The sequence below is a fragment of the Nonomuraea sp. NPDC049646 genome, assembly GCF_044465525.1.
In the GTDB taxonomy this organism is placed as follows: Bacteria; Actinomycetota; Actinomycetes; order Streptosporangiales; family Streptosporangiaceae; genus Nonomuraea.
Genome location: NZ_JBITLU010000006.1, coordinates 416,585 through 435,167, shown reverse-complemented (window position 1 = coordinate 435,167; position 18,583 = coordinate 416,585). Strand labels below are relative to the sequence as shown.

General features: G+C 71.4%; 16 protein-coding genes. 10 read left to right on the top strand and 6 right to left on the bottom strand.

Going from position 1 to position 18,583, the window contains the following annotated elements; translation table 11 throughout:
* Positions 1 to 111 precede the first annotated feature (111 nt).
* The 3 genes from ACIBQ8_RS20530 to eccCa are packed head-to-tail and all read right to left on the bottom strand — an operon-like array spanning position 112 to position 5,452.
* On the bottom strand, positions 112 to 1,182 hold the full coding sequence (locus tag ACIBQ8_RS20530) for a transglycosylase SLT domain-containing protein (protein WP_397170409.1): 1,071 nt from the start codon (positions 1,180 to 1,182) through the stop codon (positions 112 to 114).
* Positions 1,179 to 1,463 carry a hypothetical protein gene (locus tag ACIBQ8_RS20525; RefSeq protein WP_397170407.1) on the bottom strand — a complete coding sequence of 95 codons (285 nt, stop codon included), beginning with the start codon at positions 1,461 to 1,463 and terminating at the stop codon, positions 1,179 to 1,181. The genes ACIBQ8_RS20530 and ACIBQ8_RS20525 overlap by 4 nt, the downstream gene beginning before the upstream one ends.
* On the bottom strand, positions 1,463 to 5,452 hold the full coding sequence (eccCa, locus tag ACIBQ8_RS20520; protein WP_397170406.1) for a type VII secretion protein EccCa: 3,990 nt from the start codon (positions 5,450 to 5,452) through the stop codon (positions 1,463 to 1,465). The genes ACIBQ8_RS20525 and eccCa overlap by 1 nt, the downstream gene beginning before the upstream one ends.
* A 183-nt stretch (positions 5,453 to 5,635) precedes the next feature.
* Between eccCa and eccD the strand changes: the two genes are divergently transcribed.
* From eccD to ACIBQ8_RS20480, 8 genes are all read left to right on the top strand, one after another.
* Positions 5,636 to 6,991 (top strand): type VII secretion integral membrane protein EccD, encoded by a 1,356-nt coding sequence (gene eccD, locus ACIBQ8_RS20515; protein WP_397192706.1) that lies wholly within the window; start codon positions 5,636 to 5,638, stop codon positions 6,989 to 6,991.
* Between the two features lie 82 nt (positions 6,992 to 7,073).
* The gene (locus ACIBQ8_RS20510; protein WP_397170403.1) at positions 7,074 to 7,517 is read left to right on the top strand and encodes a YbaB/EbfC family DNA-binding protein; all 444 of its coding nucleotides are present in this window, start codon (positions 7,074 to 7,076) and stop codon (positions 7,515 to 7,517) included.
* 126 nt (positions 7,518 to 7,643) lie between these two features.
* Positions 7,644 to 7,970 (top strand): WXG100 family type VII secretion target, encoded by a 327-nt coding sequence (locus ACIBQ8_RS20505; RefSeq protein WP_397170402.1) that lies wholly within the window; start codon positions 7,644 to 7,646, stop codon positions 7,968 to 7,970.
* A 13-nt stretch (positions 7,971 to 7,983) separates the two neighbouring features.
* Positions 7,984 to 8,298 (top strand): WXG100 family type VII secretion target, encoded by a 315-nt coding sequence (locus ACIBQ8_RS20500; RefSeq protein ID WP_397170400.1) that lies wholly within the window; start codon positions 7,984 to 7,986, stop codon positions 8,296 to 8,298.
* Positions 8,299 to 8,351: 53 nt separating this feature from the next.
* Positions 8,352 to 8,756 carry a hypothetical protein gene (locus ACIBQ8_RS20495; RefSeq protein ID WP_397170399.1) on the top strand — a complete coding sequence of 135 codons (405 nt, stop codon included), beginning with the start codon at positions 8,352 to 8,354 and terminating at the stop codon, positions 8,754 to 8,756.
* Between the two features lie 6 nt (positions 8,757 to 8,762).
* Positions 8,763 to 10,178 (top strand): hypothetical protein, encoded by a 1,416-nt coding sequence (locus ACIBQ8_RS20490; protein WP_397192705.1) that lies wholly within the window; start codon positions 8,763 to 8,765, stop codon positions 10,176 to 10,178.
* A gap of 10 nt (positions 10,179 to 10,188) precedes the next feature.
* Positions 10,189 to 10,647, top strand: coding sequence for a hypothetical protein (locus ACIBQ8_RS20485; RefSeq protein ID WP_397170395.1), 459 nt, complete (start codon positions 10,189 to 10,191; stop codon positions 10,645 to 10,647).
* A gap of 5 nt (positions 10,648 to 10,652) precedes the next feature.
* Positions 10,653 to 11,921, top strand: a complete 1,269-nt coding sequence (locus ACIBQ8_RS20480; protein ID WP_397192704.1) for a hypothetical protein — start codon at positions 10,653 to 10,655, stop codon at positions 11,919 to 11,921.
* A 181-nt stretch (positions 11,922 to 12,102) separates the two neighbouring features.
* On the opposite strand, the gene ACIBQ8_RS20475 is transcribed toward ACIBQ8_RS20480, so the two are convergent.
* Entirely contained in the window at positions 12,103 to 13,026 is a 924-nt protein-coding gene (locus tag ACIBQ8_RS20475; protein WP_397170393.1) for a M23 family metallopeptidase, read from the bottom strand.
* 130 nt (positions 13,027 to 13,156) lie between these two features.
* Between ACIBQ8_RS20475 and ACIBQ8_RS20470 the strand changes: the two genes are divergently transcribed.
* Both ACIBQ8_RS20470 and ACIBQ8_RS20465 read left to right on the top strand, forming a co-directional pair.
* Positions 13,157 to 14,218 (top strand): hypothetical protein, encoded by a 1,062-nt coding sequence (locus tag ACIBQ8_RS20470; RefSeq protein WP_397192703.1) that lies wholly within the window; start codon positions 13,157 to 13,159, stop codon positions 14,216 to 14,218.
* A gap of 13 nt (positions 14,219 to 14,231) precedes the next feature.
* Positions 14,232 to 14,996, top strand: coding sequence for a hypothetical protein (locus tag ACIBQ8_RS20465; RefSeq protein ID WP_397170389.1), 765 nt, complete (start codon positions 14,232 to 14,234; stop codon positions 14,994 to 14,996).
* Positions 14,997 to 15,137: 141 nt separating this feature from the next.
* Here ACIBQ8_RS20465 and eccB read toward each other — a convergent pair whose 3' ends face one another.
* A complete protein-coding gene (eccB, locus tag ACIBQ8_RS20460) occupies positions 15,138 to 16,544 on the bottom strand; it encodes a type VII secretion protein EccB (protein ID WP_397192702.1) in 1,407 nt (468 codons plus the stop codon).
* 56 nt (positions 16,545 to 16,600) lie between these two features.
* Positions 16,601 to 17,884, bottom strand: a complete 1,284-nt coding sequence (locus ACIBQ8_RS20455) for an alpha/beta hydrolase family protein (RefSeq protein WP_397192701.1) — start codon at positions 17,882 to 17,884, stop codon at positions 16,601 to 16,603.
* Positions 17,885 to 18,583: the final 699 nt, after the last annotated feature.

Here is an 18,583-nt window from a genome sequence, read left to right as displayed (position 1 = left end):
CCTCGCCGGCGAAGAACGGTCCTCGACCGAGCCTCGCTCACCGCTGGGCGGGCGAGGCCCGGTCCCGGGATCCTGCGGCGCGACGGCCCGAGATCCGAACGGCTCCAGGGTTCAGTATCCGCGGTAGCCGGAGCCGGTCTTCATGCCGACGACCCCCGGCACCGCGGACACACTGCCGTAGCGCTCGATCGAGTAGCGCACGCCCGCGATGATGTTGTCCACCGGGTTGTAGATGTCCCGGTGGCCGTCCAGGGCGTGGGCGTTGAAGGTCGGGTCGATCGTCTGCATGAGGCCCTTGGAGGGGTGGCCGGCGGCGGCGTTGGAGTCCCACAGGTTGATCGCGTGCGGGTTCCCGCCGGACTCGTGCTGGATGATCATCCAGATGTCGTCGACGTTCATCTTCTCGACCGGGTAGCCCTGCTCCTTGAGGATGCCGACGGCCTCCTCGATCCACTGCTTCACCCTGCCCGTGGGCGCCGGGCCGCCGCCCGCGGGAGGGGGCGGGCCGCTCGGGCCGTAGCCGCCGATGACGGGGCTGCCGCCGGTGCCCGAATAGGGCGAGGTGTAGCTCTGGGTACGCCGCCAGTCGAACCGGTGCCCGGCGTCCGGCACGAACTCCTGGTCGCCCGCCGCCTTGATCTTGGCGAAGGTCGTCGCGCGCTCGCCCAGCGCCGTGCCGATGGCGTTCTTGGCGTCGGTGACGGCGTCCTTGGCGTCCTTGACCGGTTTCCTGGCGTTCTCGGTCTCCTCGCGCACCAGGCGGCCGATCTCGGCGTCCAGGTCCTCCTGCTTGGCGTCGGGGTTGGCCGTCCGGTAGTTCTGGACACGGGTGAGCAGGCGGTCGCAGATGCCGTCCACCTGGCGCTGGGAGCTCTCCAGCACGCCGGCGGCGGCGTCGAGCGCGTCGGCGCAGGAGTTGAGCGCGTCGTGCAGGCCCTGCCCGGCCCTGCCGTAGTCCCCCATGTAGCGGACGAACGCGTCCGCCGAGTCGCCCTCCCAGGCCAGGTCCACGGTGGTGACGGCGCTGCCGAGCTCGCCGGAGTCGGCGAGCACCTTGCCCGCGGCCGTACGCCAGCGCTTGGCGATGCCGCGGATCGCGCCCGGGTCGCCGCTCACCTGCGCGGCCAGCGCGGCCAGCGTGGGACCGCCGGGCAGGGCGTTGATCGCCTCCGGTGCGCTCATGCCGGGGAGTTCGCCTTCCGCACGTTGCTCTCCACCAGGTCCAGGGCCCGTTCGACGCTCTGGACGAGGCTCTTGGCCTTGCCGAACTCGCGGTCGGCGACGCTCTCCACCTGGTCCACGGCGGTGGCGAGGGCCGCGGAGTCGGCCAGCTTGCCGAAGATCGAGGAGTCGGCGGCGCCGGCGGGGTAGCTCTCCGCCAGGTCGCCGAACTTGCCCGCGACGGTCTTGGCCGCGATGCGGCAGTCGTCCAGGGCCTCGAAGTGGATGTCCAGTCCTGCCATCACTCCTCCTCCGCCGGTGGCCAGAACGCCGTCTGCGCCAGCCGCGAGCCGAACCTTCTGTCCACCACGAAGCCGCGTCCCGGAGGCTGCGGCTGGGCGCGTACGTTGCCGAACAGGAAGCCCTCGTCCCTGCTGCCGGACAGGATCACCGCGGGGCTGGCCATGTCCTTGATGCGCTGGATCACCGGGTCGAACATGGCCCGGCCCAGGCCGCCCATGGCCCGCGACATGATCAGGTGCAGTCCGATGTCACGGGCCTGCGGCAGCAGCTCGACCAGCGGCAGCAGCGGGTTGTTGGACGTGGCCACCAGGTCGTAGTCGTCGACCACGATGTACAGGTCGGAGCCCTTCCACCAGTCGCGGGCGCGCAGCTGCTCGGGCGTGAGGTTGGCCGGCGGCAGGCGCTTGAGCAGGGCGTTGCGGGCGTCGTTGACCAGTTCGAGCGCGGCGGCGCTGGAGGCGGCGTAGCCGATGCGGTTCTCGCTGACCGCCGTGTCCAGCAGCGACCGGCGGTAGTCGATCACGATCATCATGGCCTCGCGCGGCGTGTGCCGGGCGACGACGTTCTCGGCGATCACCTTGAGCATGTTGGACTTGCCGCTCTCGGTGTCGCCGACGACGACGAAGTGCGGGTCGGCGTCGAAGTCGATCAGGACGGGCGCGAGGGCGGCCTCGTCCACGCCGATCGCGATCCGCGACTTGCCGGTCTCCTCCACGCCCGGCAGCGACGCGGCGGGCAGCACCGACGGCAGCAGCCTGACCTGCTTGGCGGGCGGGCCCTGCCAGGAGTCCCCGATGGCCTGGACCAGGCCCTGGAGGCCGGCGGCCAGGTCGTCGGAGTCCTGCACGCCGTCGATCCTGGGCAGCGCGCCGAGGAAGTGCAGGCCGTCCTTGGTCAGGCCGCGTCCTGGCACGCCTTCCGGCACGGCCAGCGACTTCTTCCTGTTGATCTCCGACTCGTACGCGTCGCCGAGCTTGAGCTCCACCCGCGTGCCGAACAGGTCCCGGATGCCGGGCCGGAACTCCGACCACTTGCCGGTGGCCGCCACCACGTGGATGCCGTAGCCGAGGCCGCGCGCCGCCAGGTCGGTGATGACCGGCTCCAGGGCCTCGAAGTCCTGGCGGATCGTCAGCCAGCCGTCCACGACGAGGAAGATGTCGCCCCAGCCGTCGCCCTGGAGCGAGCCGTCGGCGACCCGCCTGCGGTAGGTGCTCATGGAGTCGACGCCGTTCTCGGTGAACTCCCGCTCCCGGTCGCGCAGGATGGAGGCGATCTCGGCCACCGTGCGGCGCACCCGGTCGGCGTCCAGCCTGGAGGCCACGCCGCCGACGTGCGGCAGCCCCTCCAGGGAGGCCAGCGCGCCGCCGCCGAAGTCCAGGCAGTAGAACTGCACCTCGCGGGGGGTGTGCGTGAGCGCCATGCTGGTGATCAGCGTGCGCAGCACCGTGCTCTTGCCGCTCTGCGGGCCGCCGGCCACGCCCACGTGCCCGGCCGCGCCGGACAGGTCCAGCCAGTACGGGTCCCGCCGCTGCTCGAACGGCCGGTCGATGATCCCCACCACGGCCTGCAACCGCCCGCGGCCGGTCCACCCGGCCGTGGACAGCCCCAGCTCGGGCGTGACCGACAGCGGCGGCAGCAGGTGCGCCAGCGTGGGCGGCTCGGCCAGCGGCGGCAGCCAGATGCGGTGCGCGGGCGGCCCCTGGCCCACCAGGCGGCCGACGACGATGTCCAGGAGGCTCTGCTGCGCCTTGTTGCTCTCCTCCTGCGCCGCGGGGTCCTCGGGCTGCTCCTCCACCATCGGGACGGGCACGAAGTCCGGGCCGTACTCGACGATCTCCCGGACCGTCACCGAGCCGTCGGTGGTGGCGACGTGCCGCGGGTCGACCTGGTGGGGGCCGGACACGTACGCGGCCTTGAAGCGGGTCATGCCGGTGGTGTCGAACTTCAGGTACCCGTTGCCCGGCGCGGACGGCAGCTCGTAGGCGTCGGCCACCCCCAGCACGACCCGGCTCTCCATGGCCGAGAACGTCCGCAGACCGATCCGGTACGAAAGGTGCGTGTCGAGCCCGCGCAGCCGTCCCTCCTCCAGCCGCTGCGAGGCCAGCAGCAGGTGCACGCCGAGCGAGCGCCCGAGCCGGCCGATCATCACGAACAGGTCGATGAACTCGGGCTTGGCCGTCAGCAGCTCGCTGAACTCGTCCAGGATGACGAACAGCGTGGGCAGCGGGCGCAGGTTGGCGCCCTGCTCGCGGGCCTTCTCGTAGTCGCGCAGGGAGGCGTAGTTGCCGGCCGCGCGCAGCAGCTCCTGGCGGCGGACCATCTCGCCGTGCAGGGCGTCGTGCATGCGGTCCACGAGCGGCAGCTCGTCCTCCAGGTTCGTGATGACCGCGGAGACGTGCGAGAGGCCGTCCAGGCCGAGGAAGGTCGCGCCGCCCTTGAAGTCCACGAGCACGAAGTTGAGGATCTCCGAGGAGTGCGTGACCGCCAGGCCGAGCACCAGCGTGCGCAGCAGCTCGCTCTTGCCCGAGCCGGTCGCGCCGATCACCAGGCCGTGCGGGCCCATGCCGCCCTGGGCGGACTCCTTGATGTCCAGCTCGACCAGCCGGCCGTCGGCGCCGAGGCCGATCGGCACCCGCAGCCGGTTCCGGCCCGCGCGGGGCCGCCAGGTCACCGACGGCTCCAGCCGGGTCGGGTCGCCGACGCCGAGCAGCTCGGTCAGCGTCGTGTTCACCGCCAGCACGTCCTGGGCGTCGCCGCCCTTGGCCGTGGAGGCGCGCAGCGGCGCGAGCTGGCGGGCCAGCCCCTCGGCGCGCAGGTAGTCCAGCGCGTCGGGGTCGCCGAGCCGGTTGGTGTTCTCGCGGCCGGCGTGGTCCAGCTTGACCATGTGGAAGCCGGCCGCGTCGATGCGCAGCCGCAGCGTGCTGCGCTCCTCGACGGTCCCGGCCGAGTTCGACAGGTCGATCACGGTGACGCCGTCGATGGCGTCCGCGCCGAGCTGCGAGTCCTGCGGCACGTGCCCGCCGTCCAGGATGAGCACGTGGTACGGCAGCGCGTCCGGCGAGGCGCCCGGCTTGAAGCGGGCCCGCTCCTTCAGCTCCGCGCCCACCAGGCGGTCGAGCTGGGCCAGGTTCTCGGCCATGAGCCTGACCTGGCCGGCGCCGTCGGTCTCCTCGGGGTGCAGCGCGTGCGGCAGCCACTTGACCCATTCCCAGTGGCTCATCCACTCCTTGCTCGCGCACACCATGATCCGCATGTCGTCGGGGGAGTGGAAGACGGCCATCTGCGCGATCATGGCCCGGACCAGGTCGCGGACCAGGGCGGGGTCGCCGTCCAGCTTGATGCGGGCGAAGGAGTGCAGTGCGACGGCGACCGGGAGGCGTTCGACGGTCGAGTGGGTGCGGATGAAGCGGCGCAGCGCGCCGGCCGACAGGGCGTCCAGGTCCTCGACCGGCTTGGAGTCCGGGGGGATGAGCTGGACGGCCAGCTTCTGGATGCCGGTGCCGAGGCGTACGGTGCTGAAGTCCTCGTCGCGGGGGCGGCGCTCCCACAGGCGCGGGCCCATCGCGGTCCACCACAGGGTGTCGGGGGCCGGGCCGCTCCACTCCAGGGCCTCGCGCTGCTGGATGGCGGCCTTGCGCACCTTCTTGCGGATCTGCGCCAGGTAGCGGAAGTAGTCGCGGCGGGCGCCGTTGAGCCGGGCCTTGCGCTCGCCGGCCTGGCGGCCCATCTGGCCGACCGTCATGCCGACCATCGAGAACGCGAACAGGCCGCTGGCGACGTACATGATGGGGTTGGCGTTGGTGCCCCCGGCGGTGAACATCAGGCCCATCGCCGCCGCGCCCGCCACCATCGGCAGGTACGTCAGCACCGCCATCATGCCTTGCGACTGGACCTCGGGGATCTCCGGTGGGGACTCCAGCAGGATCTCACCGCGCGGCGGCTTCGGGCTGGGGCGGCGCTCCGGGCGCCGTACTACGACGATGCTCACCCTTGTGACAGGCCCTTCTGGTGCTCGGAAGAACCTTCTTACCAGATGTGCCGAACGTCCGAGTTGAGGTCTGAGTTAACTCTGTCTCGCTATGTTGTGTTTGTGACATCGCTGGCCGAAATCCCCCCTCCACAGCAGGGCGCGTTGCACCAGGTGCCCGCTCCGCTCCCGCCGCTGTGCCACGTGACGGTGGTAGGGCCGCGCAGGAAGGCCGACCTGGCACTGCCCGCCGACATCCCGCTGCCGCACGTCCTTCCGGGGCTGCTCAGAGCCATGGGCGAGCTGGGCGGCGACATCGCCACCGCGCCCGGCTGGACGCTTCAGCGGCTCGGTGGCCCGCCCTTCGACCTGGGACAGAGCCTCGGCGCGCTGGGCGTGCTGGACGGCGAGATCCTCTACCTGCGCCCGCGCGCGGTGTCGCTGCCGCCGACCAGGTTCGACGACGTCGCCGACGTGGTCGCCACCGGCGTGCGCGAGGGCAAGGGCAAGTGGTCGCCCGACCTGACCCGCGGGCTCGGCGGCGGGGCGGCCTGCGGGCTGCTCGTCGCCGGCGCCGTGGCGCTGGCCTTCGGCGGCCTGACCCCGATGGTGACCGCGATCGTGGCCGGGTCGCTCGCGCTGCTGGTCGTCGGCGTGGGGATGGCCATCTCGCGGGCGGTCGGCGACTCGGCCTCCGGCGCGCTGATCGGCTACGCCGCCCTCCCGTACGCGTTCCTGGCCGGGCTGCTGGCCCCGGCGGCCGGCGGCGGGCTGATGACCGTCGGCGCGCCGCAACTCCTCGGGGCCCTGGCCTGCACCGCGCTGGTGGCCACGCTCGGCGGCACCGCGATCGCGGACGGCGTGCCGGGCTTCCTCGGCACGGCCATCGCCTCGATGACCGGCGCGGTCTGCGCGGCCGTCGTCATGGTGACCGGGGCGTCGCCCGCGGGCGTGGCGGCCGTGGGCGCGGCCGTCGTGATGGCGCTCAGTCCGCTGGTGCCCGTGTTGTCGTTCCGGCTGGCCCGCGTGCCGCTGCCGGTCATGCCCACCAACGCCGAGGAGCTGCGCGGCGACAACCAGCGGCTCGACAGCGCCTCGGTGCTGGAGCGCACCGGCGCGGCGCGGCGGTACGCGACCGGCATGGTCGTCGGCGTCGCGCTGGTCGGGGCCGGGGCGCACGCGCTGTTCGTCGCGGACGGCCGGTGGATCTCGGTGGCGATGTCCCTGGTGCTGGCGTTCACGCAGATCATGCGGGCCCGGGTGTTCCAGGGCGTCGGGCAGCGGCTGTGGCTGCTGCTGGTCGGGCTGGCCGCGCTCGGCGCGGTGGCCGTGTCCGTCGGGATCGGCGTGGGCGGCGTGGCCTCGGTGGCCGTGGTGCTCGGGCTGCTGTGGGCGGCCATGGTGGTCGTCGGCATGGGCGTGTGGCTGCCCGGCGGCAGGCCCTCGCCGTTCTGGGGCAGGGCCGCCGACATCACCGAATGGGCGCTGATCGTCGCGCTGGTGCCGCTCGCGCTCGGGGTGCTGGAGGTCTACGCCTGGGTACGCGGCCTGGCCGGTTAGCCGGCTCCGCCCGAAGTGACCATGAGGGAGCCCTGATTGTGGTTAACTCGCACGGATGTGCCCTATGGGAGGGATGGTGTCGGTGACGGATTTCGGGGACTTCGGCAACATCGACATGGACCGGCTCCTGAACACCATGGACGAGCAGCTCAGCAAGTCCGAGGAGCTGCAGAAGGCCATGTCCGACCTGGTGGGCAGGGGAGAGGACGAAGGGCACCTGATCGTCGTCGAGTACGCCCAGGAGGGCCTGCGCACCCTGGACATCCATCCGAAGGCGATGCGGCTGAGCGCGGCCGAGCTGTCGGAGCGGATCAAGGACGCCGTCGCGGCGGCGACCGCCGACCTGCAACGGCAGGCCGACGCGCTGTTGACCGAGCTGTTCGGCGTGCACGGCAACCCGATGCGCATGCTGGAGAACCCCGACCGGGCGCTGCGCGAGGTCCGGAAGGCCGAGGCCAGCTACGAACGGGCCTTCGATGACGTTATGGGAGAACTCGACAGAATCCGCCGCGAACTGGACCTGTGATTGACCAGGGCGTTTGCTGACATGTCGAGAAGTTGTTACATCTTGGCCATTGAGCCCGCTGTTACTCCTGGGGGCTTTGGTGCTTATATGGGTAAGCGACCGAAATGATCGTTACGGAGGTGACGAGTGTCCGAATTCTTTGGGGCAAGCCCGAGCCAGATCAAGGTGGCCTCTGGCCACGTGGTGGACACCGCCCAGTACATCGAGGGTCTGAGGGTGTCGGTTGAGACGACCGCCAACGGTCTCCTCAACACCGGATGGCTCGGCCCGGCGGCGGCCCGGTTCAAGAACGCCATGATCAACTGGGACAACTCCATGCGGAACGTACGGACCGACCTGGAGGGGATCGCCGACAAGATGGGCGTCAACGCGGTCGTCTACTCCGCGGCCGACCAGGACGTCCAGGCCGGTATGGGCCGCGTCGAGTCCCTGATCAACGTCGACATCAAGTAGGAGGGGGACCGCGGTGTCCGCTGAGCTCGACTTCACCAAAGTCAACTTTGGGCACATGGAGCTCGCCCAGGGCGACTTCGTCAAGATCGTCGGTTCCTTCGAGAAGGCCACCGAAGACCTGATGACCCGGCTGAAGAACGACCTGGCCGGCCATTGGGAGGGCCCGGAGGGCGCCGAGCAGTTCTTCCGGCAGCACGAGCAGAAGTGGCAGGCCGCGGCCGCCCAGATGCGCGGGCAGCTGGACGAGCTGCAGAAGGCCGTCCAGATCGCGAACGAGAACTACCGCGCGGCCGAGAACCGCAACAAGTCCATCTGGTACGACGGCTGACGTTTGTTGCTCGGCCACCCGCACGGTGGCCGAGCCGGGTTAGGGGGAGGATCATGGCCGGGCTCGAACCCGAACCGTGGCCTGGGCTCGACGACACCGACGCCGAGCTCTACTACAACGTGGGCAAGATGCGGGCCATCGCCGACGACCTGGAGATCGCCCTGGCGCTCACGCAGGGCGCCGGCGGCAACAGGGACGGCGTCACCGGCTCGGTGGAGACCCTCACGAGGTACTTCGCGCTGGGCGAGGAGCACATCGGGCGGTGGCCGGCGGCCAGCGCCCTCGCGCACAGCGTCGGCAGCACCGGCGCGGACCCCGGTGGCCAGGTGTCGATGGAGGGCCGCGGAGCGCTGCTGACCGCCCTGTACCAGGACTACGTCGAGTGCTGCCAGAAACTGGTCAAGGCGATCAGGGACAGCGCCGACAGTTACGCCAAGACGAACCCGGTCCGAGAGTGAGCAGCGTTGGCTGAGCGCAAGGTCGACATCCGTGACAATTCCCGGCGGCCGAAGAGCGAGCCGGTCACCGCGTCGCGGGAGCAGATCGAGGGATGGCTCAAGGCCACCTCCGCCATGGAGGTGCACGACCGGGGCCTGTCCTACAAGCAGGTGGCCAAGGTCATCCGCGGGGTGGCCGACGCGCTGCCCCAGATCGGCAAGGATCTGTCCGGCGCCTGGCGGTCGGACACCTCCGCCCAGGCGCAGCGGGCGCTCCAGCTGCTCAACGCCTCCGGGCACGAGATCGCCGAGGCCATGGACAAGATGTCCGAGGCGCTGATCCTCTACGGGCGCGACTACCTGCCCAAGGCGATCGAAGAGGTCGAGGCCGCCAAGAACCAGAAGACGGCGGTCCCCGCGCCCTCGCCGGGCGCGGCGCCGAAGCCGCCGTCCGCGACGCCGTCGCCGTCGTACACGCCGCCGGTGCTCGGGCCCCTGACCTCGCACCACGTGCCGGAGCCCGCGCCGGGCCCCACCAAGTCGCCCGCCGAGATGCAGGCCGACGTGGCCCGGCGGGCGCTGGAGAAGCTCAACAACCACATCGTCGACCTGTACGACTTCCAGATCCCGGAGAGCGTCGTCGTCGAGCTGCCCGAGGTGAAGCCCGCCGAGGCGCCGGCTCCCGAACGGGACATGCCGCTCACCGACCTCTCGCCGTACCGGAAGGGCGCGTACTGGACCGGCGGCGGCCATGACAGCGGCGGCACGGGCGGCTCGACCGGCTCCGGCACGCACGGCGGCTCCGGAGGGTCGGGCGGGTCAGGCGGCTCGGGCGGCGACGGGACCGGCGGCACCGGCGGCCACGACGGCGGCAACGGCACCGACCCCCGCCCAGGGGACCAGAGCCCCGGCGGCGACAACCCGGGCACCGACCGGCCGGACACCCCCGGGACGGACACCCCCGGCTCCGACCGGCCGGGCGGCCAGGACACCGGATCGGGGACCGGCGGCTCGGCCACCACCGGCGACGGCACCACGCCGCCCGTGCTCGACAACAACACCACCGGCGACCGCGCCACCCAGTCGCAGGACGTGGACGTCCGCGACCCGCGCGCCACCGAGACCGCCGGGTACCACCCGACCACCACCCCCGGGTACCCCGGCACCCCGAACCAGCCGCTCGTGACCCAGCCCGCCTACCCCTCGCCGTCGGCGGGGACGCCCGCGGTGATCGGCGGCCCCGGCTCGTACGTCCAGGGCAGCGCGCCCGCGGCGGCGGCCAGGACGGGCGCGATGGGCGGCGCCGGCATGCCGTTCATGCCGTTCGGCGGCGGCGCCGGAGCGGCGCCCGAGGAGGGACAGGTCGAGACCTCGACCCTCCTGAAGGAGGACAACGACGTGTGGAGCCACCACGAGGGCTCCATCTCACCGGTGATCGGCTAAGGAGGCGGCCATGGCGCTCGAACTGGACCCCAACTGGCCCGGCCTCGACGGGGACAAGGACAACTACACCAACCGCACGGAGATCAAGCGCATCGCCGGCGAGCTGGGCGAGCTGCTCAAGAAGCTGAAGACACCCACGCTCCCGCCGGTGACGCAGTACCTGACCGCGCCGGGGCAGCCGACCCCCGGGCCGAAGCTGCCCGAGGGCGCCGGCTCGCTGCCCGACCTCCAGCGCTACTGCGCGCTCAGCCAGAACCAGATGGGCGAGTGGCCGGCCGCCATGCACTTCGCGCTGGCGGTCAACTCGGCCTACTCCCAGCTGATCGGCGAGCCCGGCTCCACCAGCGGCCTGTACGCCGCCATGGTCGGGCAGGGCGACAGCACGGTGGAGGCGCTGCTCGACATCTCGAAGGCGTCCGGCGGCGCCGAGCAGGCGACCGAGGAAGCCGCCGCGCGGCGGGAGGCCTGACACCCATGGCCGAACCCAAGAAGCAGACGTTCAAGCTCGTCTACAACACCGGCCCGGTCGACACCTCCACCCCGGACGTGTCGTTCATGGGCAGCCTGTTCAGCGACACGCTCGACAAGGTCAAGGACTGGATCGACGCCACCGACCCGGAGTCGGTGAAGCTCGCCGGCCTCTACTACACGCGGGCCGAGACGCTGCTGAACGGCTTCGCCGGCGACCTGAAGACCAAGGCGGCCGAACTGGCCGAGAACTACACGGGCCCGGCCGCCGTCGAGACGCAGAAGCAGCTCCAGACGCTGCACGCCAGCGTGCGCGAGCTGGCCAGGAAGCTCGGCGAGATGGGCCGCCCGGTCCACGGGTACGGCGAGACGCTGCAATGGGCGCAGGCCAACGTGGTCGAGTCGATGGACCACGACTCGCGCACGGACCGCGACGTCGACTGGGCCGGGCGGGTGCCGTTCTACCGGTTCTACCGGGGCGACAAGCGGGCCGTCGAGCACCTCAAGAAGGTCAACGAGCGCATCGTCGAGCACTACAAGCAGTTGCCCGTCGAGGTCCAGACCGCGCTGCCGGACCCGAGCGTCCCCGAGCTGCCGGACTTCAACACCGGCGGCGGAGGCGTGCCGGGCGCGCCGGACCTGAACGGCAAGGGCGGGGCGGGCAACATCCCCGTCTCCTCGTTCGGTCCTGACGCGGTGCCGGGCGGCCCCGGGTACATCGACGGCAAGATGCCGGGTGACGGGGGAGCGGGCGCCTACCCGGCGGTCCACTATCCCGACGGCTCCGGCACGAACGGCTCCGGCGTGAACGTCGGCGGCATCCAGGGCTACGACGCGGGGGACAACCCGTACGGCGGGGCCGACACCTCGGCCCTGAACGGCGCCTCGCTGGGCGCCGCGCCGACGACTTCGACCGCCGGCCTGCCGTCGGGCACCGGCGACGGCACCACGAAGCTGGCCGGGTACGACCCGTCCCTGTCGGGCATGCCCAACGGCGCCTACCCCTCGACGACCACGGGCGGCTCGCCCTACGGCGGCGGCGTGGGATCGGGAGCCGGAGGCGGCCTCGGAGCGGGCGAGGGCGGGGCGGCGGGCGCCGCCATGCGCGGCGCCGGCGGCGGCGCGGGGTTCGTCTCTCCCGGCATGATGGGCGGAATGCCCGCTCGTGGCGGCGAGAGCGGCGAGAAGCACGACAGCGAGAACTCGACCTGGCTCGCCGAGGACGACGACGTGTGGGGCGGCCCGGAGGGCACCACGCCGAGCACGCTCGCCTGAGGCCGCACTGCGCGCTCGCCCGGCGCCCGGAGCCGCCGCACCGCGCCCGCGGGCCGATCCTCGCGACCGGCCCGCTCTTGGCGCGCGGCCCCCTGCCTGCCCGCAGGCCCTTCCCCGCGCGGGGAAGGCGGGTGCGGGGGGCGCCCGGAGGCGCCGCCCCGCTCATGGACGCGCGGTCGCGTCAGTCGCAGTGCTCGAAGGGGCTGTCGTAGGCGTTCGCGCCGATCGCGCCGCCCCACTTCACGCAGGTACGCAGGGCCTTGGCCCGGACCGGACCGGCGTAGTACTGGTAGCTGCCCGCGTCGGTGCTCCTGGCCTTGCCCTTGACCTCCAGGTAGGCCCGCACGGCCGCCTTGCCCGAGCCGCTGTTGCGCAGCGTGGTGACGCAGTTCTGGCCCGTGGAGGCCGAGTACAGCAGGACGACCCGGCCCTGGTTGCCGAGCGGCGCGGAGTCGATCTGCTTGTAGCCCGCGCCGCAGACCTGCTCGGCCGAGTACGGGTTGCCGCCGCCGCCGGTGCTGGGCTTGCCCGGGTTCGCGGGCGCGGGCGTGCCGCCGCCGCCCTGGCAGTTGTTGGACTTCAGCGTCTGGTGGCTGTAGCCGAAGGTGGTGCCGTTGAACCTGGCCGCCACGATCGTGCCCGACGACGTGCGCTGCTCGTAGTGCAGGTGGGCGATGATGCCCTTGTACTTGGCCGAGGTGTTGCCCACCTGGCCGATCTGCTGGCCCTGCGCGACGTTCGCGCCCGCGGAGACCGTGCGCTTCTTCATGTGGGCGTACAGCGAGACGCTGCCGTCGGCGTGCCGGATCTTGACCACGTTGCCGAAGCCGTCGGCGGTCCGGTACTCCGACATGATCACCTTGCCGGCCGCCGAGGCCACCACGGTACGGCCCATGTCGGCGTTGCCGTCGTTGTACGAGCCGTTGAAGTCGATCTCGTAGCCGCCGGTGTGCGCGCTGCTGTCGTTGCTGTCGCCGGTCCAGGTCTCGCCGCACGGGAACGGAAGCTGGTGGACGACGGCGGCGCTGGCGGCGGCCGCGCTCGTACCGGTGAGGGGGAGCGCGGCGATGCCGCACACGCCCACAATCAGGGTCTTGATCCGCATGTGGGAAAGGCTGCCATCCTGATCAACGGCCAGTCTAGATCATTCGCAAAGTGTTCACGCTAAAAGTTGATATTTGTCGATATCGTAGCCAGGACTGTGCAAAACGCAGTTTTCGGACAGGGAGGGTCAGATGGGCGCAGGGGAGAACTCCGCCGCCAGCCTGGGACTATCCCCGGCGGGCCTCGGCGGGGCCACGATCCGGTTCACCGACAAGAAGATCAGCAAACTGGGCAGCGACATCGCCGACCAGGAACCGGGCATGGGCAAGATCGAGACGAACACGAAGGGGATCCACGTCGAATCCCCCGGGTTCGGCATCGTCGGCCTCGGCCTCTCCTACGCCCACGAGCAGATCAAGAACGGCGCGAGCGACACGGTCGCCATGGCCAGGACCGTCCTGAAGGACTACAAGACGGCGCTGGAGAAGCTGGAGAAGAACTACGAGAAGGTCGACAAGGACAACGACGGCCTGATCAAGGAGTACGGCGACGGCACGCCCCCCGGCGGCGGCATCGATCCGAGCAAGCTGGGCGGCGGCCCCGGCGGCGGCCTGCCGCCGATGAACCTGCCCGACGACAAGCTGTCGGACAAGAAGTTCCCCGACGACAAGCTGCAGGACTACAAGCTCCCTGACGACAAGCTGCCGGACAAGAAGTTCCCCGAGGACAAGCTCCCCGACGACAAGCTGCCGGACGACAAGCTCCCGGACAACAAGCTGCCGGACAACAAGCTCCCCGACCACAACCTGCCCGACCCCAACGCCATCAACGCGAACCTGCCCAAGACGCCGTCCATCGAGGACCAGCTCAACCACAACACCGGCGTCCCGGACCTCAAGAACGCGCTCCCGGACCCGTCCCAGACCAAGCTGTCCGGTCTGGACCCCAACGCCCTGAACTCCGCCATTCCCAGCACCGGCAACCTGAACGGCCGTCCCATCGATTACCCCACGGCGGGCGGCTACGGCGGCTCGTCGAGCCCCGGCGGGACCACCACGGGCGCGGGAGCGGCCGCCGGCGGCCTGCGCGGCGCCGGCGCGGCCGGCATGTCGGGCATGCCGTTCATGCCCATGTCGGGCGGCGCGGCCGGCAACGAGCAGAACCGCGAGCGGGACAAGCCGGAGTACGTGCGCGGCGACGAGAACGACTGGCTCGACGACATGGACATCGCGCCGCCGGTCCTCGGCGAGTGAGAAGGAAGACGACATGGCATACGAAGAAGACCGCTGGCTGATCCTCGCCGCGGCCGGTGTGGTGGCCGCGAACGCCGTGGTGCTGTTCGACTATCCGCTGGCCAGGAATGTCGCGATCATGGTCGGCACCCTCGTGTCCAACCCCGGCGCCGTGGCGAAGGCGGCCCTGGACTGGCTCGCGCCCGTCGACGGCAAGGACGGGATGAACTTCCAGGCCATCGGCGAAGCGGTCGTCAAGCTCTCCGAGGAGGTCGCCACCAAGGAGTACTGGACGGGGCCGGCCTGGGAGACGTTCAAGTCGTCCGCGGACGCCTTCGCCAAGCAGGTGACGGCGGCGTCGACCTACTTCGAGAACGTCTCCAGCGGCATGGACACGATCGCCACGCTCTACCACTACGCCGTCTACGTCGCCTGTCTGGTGGCCGCGATCACGACGGCCCTCGCCGCCGCGAAATGGCTGACCTTCATCGTCCCGATCTTCGTCGCCGTGGTGATGCGGGGGCAGATCAACGGCATCCTGATCGCGCTCGCCCAGATCCTCAGGGGCATCGTCGGCAAGAACGTCAAGTCCGCCGCCATGCTCGCGGGCATCCTGGTCGCCGTGAACGGCCTGTGCGCCACGATGACCCAGGTCATCGACAAGGGCCGCCCGCATGCCGACTTCGGGCCCAGCGACCTTGAGTACGTCAGCAACGGGGAGGAGAGGCCCGGTTCGCTGCAGCGCAAGAACGGCGGCATGCCGAGCATGCCCGGCATGTCGGCCGGCGGCCTCATCTGACCCTGACCCTGACCCGCACCTCGTCCGGCTGCTCCAGCCCGCTGCTCCGGCCCGCTGTCCCGGCCCGCTGCTCTGGTTCGCTGCTCCGGCCCGCTGTCCCGGGTCAGGCCGCCCCGGCCCGGTGGCGGGCCGGGGCGTGGCTCACTGGGCCGTGACCTGCACCGGTGAGCGCGCCGCCGCCGGATCGAGCGCCGGCCCCTCCGGGATCAGGTGGACGAGGTTGTAGGGCACCGGCGTGACGTCCTCGGCGCCGTACCCCAGCTTGTTGATCTGGTCCCCGGTCTGCAGCGGGAACTTCCTGCCCTGGTCGGTGAGCAGGAAGTAGGTCTGCATGAACGCCTTCTGGCCGTCCCCGGGCAGCAGGCCGCCCAGCGCCGCGCCGCCGGCGGGCAGCAGCACCTGGTCGAAGTGCTCCTGGTCGCTCCGGGCCGCGGGCACGGGGATGGTCATCGTCGCGCCGACCGTGATCTTCGCCTGCGCGGAGCCGTTCTGCGTGTCGGCGTACACCGCGCACAGCGCCGCCGAGGACGTGATCGTTCTGGGCAGGCTCGTCGGCAGGCCGCCGACCGTGAGGCTCTGGCGGGAGGCCCTGCCGTTCGCCGTGGCGGCGTCGATCTCCAGCGGGACGGCGGCGCGCCTGCCGTACGCGGCCTTGGTCCTCGGGTCGGCGAGCAGCAGCGTCGCCTGGGTGAGGTTGACGGGGGCGAGCCCGTCGGCGAGCAGCACGTACCAGCGGTCGGGAGCCCCGCCCATGCCCTTCACGGTGTAGACCTGACCGATCGCCCCCCTGCCGCCCCCGGGGGCGACGGCGCGCCGGCCCAGGCCGGCGAAGGCCGGTGGCATGAAGTCGGGGCCGGGCGGGATCGCGTTGATCCAGGTGGAGGGCACTCTTCTGGGATGCGCGTTGAGCGCGCGCACCCCCGTTTCGGTCACCTTCATGCGCCGGTCGTTCCAGACCACCCAGCCCTGCTGGCCGTCCGTGACGACCAGCGCGTCGCCGCCCACAGGGGTCCCGCCGACGTCCTGCCCGCCCACCAGCGTGACGTACGGCCCCCGCGCCCCGGCGGCCTGCGCCGGCTCGGTCACGCAGGCCGACCACGGGCCCTTCACCAGCTTCTCGCGGGCCGGAAGGCTGTCCGGCGCGCCCGCGATGCCCACCAGCGGCCCGCGCGGCAGCGTCGCCAGCGACGCGGCCGAGACGTTGCGCACCTTGAAGTCGGTCGCGTCGAGCAGCAGCAGCGCCGAGACGTAGTTCGCCGTCGGCAGCAGCCGCGCCTGCTCCTGGCTGTAGACGTAGGTGGCGCCGGTCTCCTCCTCGACCAGGAGCTGGCCGGCCTCGGTCAGGTTCGTCGCCCCGCCGGGCTTGAGCAGCCCCCAGATCCCGAACACCGCCGCGATGAGCACGCCCACGAGCACGCCGCAGAACATCGCGACGTTGAGCCGCCGCATGGGCGTCTCCGGCACATCGGGCTCAGCCTGCAGCAACGCCATGCCCAGGCGCTGCTGCATCAGCCGATGAGCCTGGTAGAGGTCCTTCCGGGTCTGCATCTCACCTCTCCCCGTATCGCAGGGATCAGCATAGAACGCTCTTGTGTCATGAACCTCTACGGAAGTAGCAAACCCCAATAGAACGCCCACGGAACGAAGGCCACACCCGCCGCGACGAGCAGGCCCAGCCGTACCCGCTCGCCGGTCGCGCGTTCCCGCCGCCACCTGCGCGCCGCCGGCACCGTCGCCACGACGGTGGCCACCGCCACGGCCTGCAGCGCCAGCCAGACGAGCGGCCTGCCGAGGAGCATCGGCCCGGGCGCGGCCAGCTTCCCGCCGGTGGACATCAGATAGAACAGGTAGACGAACCCGCCGACCGCCACCGCAAGCCCCCCAGCACTGACCACCCGAGCCGCCACAGCCCCCTTGCCCGCCATCTGCGTGCCTGGTGTGCCCTTGCCTGCCGTCCCCTTGCCCGGCGTGCCCCGGGCCGCGCCGCGCCGGAGGATCCGGCGGATCCGGCGGATCACGGCGACCGTCGGGTATCCGGCGAACCCGACCACGAACAGCACCAGGACCGCCGTCTGCGCGAAGGCCGACTCCCACCACGCGGGAGGCGGCGTCCCGACGGAGTCGTCCGCCTGGACGGGTGCAGGACCCGACACCTCCGCGACCGGAGCCTGACCCGAGGTCGCCTTCGCCACCCAGCCGCCCACCAGCTCGGCGTACCCGGGAGCAAGCTCGGGCAGACGCGTGACGCCGCCGTCCGGAGTCAGATGAGCAGCATGATCGGCCTTCTCGAAGAACCGGAACGTGTACCGCCTGTTGCCGCCCTTCTCCAACGCCGCGCGGAACAGCGGCGGCGTCTCGCGGGGCGGGGTCAGCAGGTCGTGGACGCCCCAGATCGCCAGCACCGGCTGCCGCACCGCGGCCAGGACCGGCTCGGGATCGTAGTAGGGCTCGGGGAACATGTCCCCGTCCGCGATCACCCGGTACAGCTTCGGCTCGGCGTGATCGACCAGCGACCCGCCGACCCCCGCCTTGCGCAACCCGGCCGCCACGGCCCACGTCTGCTGCCGCAGGGGCTGTAACGCGTTGGCCCCGACCACCACCACGAACGCGATGTTCTTGGACTTCGAGGCGGCGAGCGGCGCCACCCACCCGCCCTCGCTGAGTCCCCAGATGCCGACCTTGCCAGGATCGACCCCAGGCTCCTTGCGCAGCGCCGCGACCGCGCCGAGCGCGTCGTCAGCGAGTTGCGCGTACGACCGATGGAACAGCGAATAGCCGACCGAGCGCTTGTCGTAGATCAGCACCGTCAGGCCCTGCCGGGCGAAGGCGACGGCCTCACCCAGCAGCTTCTCCCGAGACGTCCCCGTCCCCGCCCCATGCACCAACACAACCCCAACCCGCCCACGGGCAACGTTCGAGCTCCGCCCGCCTGGGCCGTTCCAGCCCTCCCCAGACGGGTTGTCCCGGCTCTCTCCGGTTGCGCTGTTCCGACCCTGCCCGCCCGCCCCCTTCGAGCCCTCCCCTGCCGCGCCACTCCGCCCCTCCCCGGCCGGGCCTTCGACCTGGACCGTGTTTCCAGACTGGCCCTTAAGGTCGACCTGGGCCGCATCTCCGATCTGGGCTATACCTCCGACCTGGGGCGTACTGCCGGACTGGGCCGCGCTGCCGGCGCCTGAGGGGCTGATCGCGCTGACGGCCGGGCTGATCACGCTGCCGTGCAACTCCAGCCCGCCGCTGCCGCGGAACGTCACCTCATGGACCGTCAGGTCACCCGGAACCGCGAGACCACCGGGAGCCACCAGGCCACGGGGAGCCGCAAGGCTGCCTGGAACCGGCGGGCCAGCAAGAGCCGCGAGGCCGCTCGGAGCCACCGGGCCTGCGCTATCGGGTAGGCCCGACCCAGCCCCAGCGGCGCGCCGTCCCTCACCCACCGTTGCGGCCTTCCGAACGAGATCGGCTGTCGTTGCGGTGCTCGACGTGAGGTCGGCGGCGGGGGTGGCACGACCCAGTCCGGGCGTACTGAGCCATAACAGGACGCCGGCGACGGCGCTGAGGGAGACGGCGGCAGAGGCCGTGAAGACGTTTCG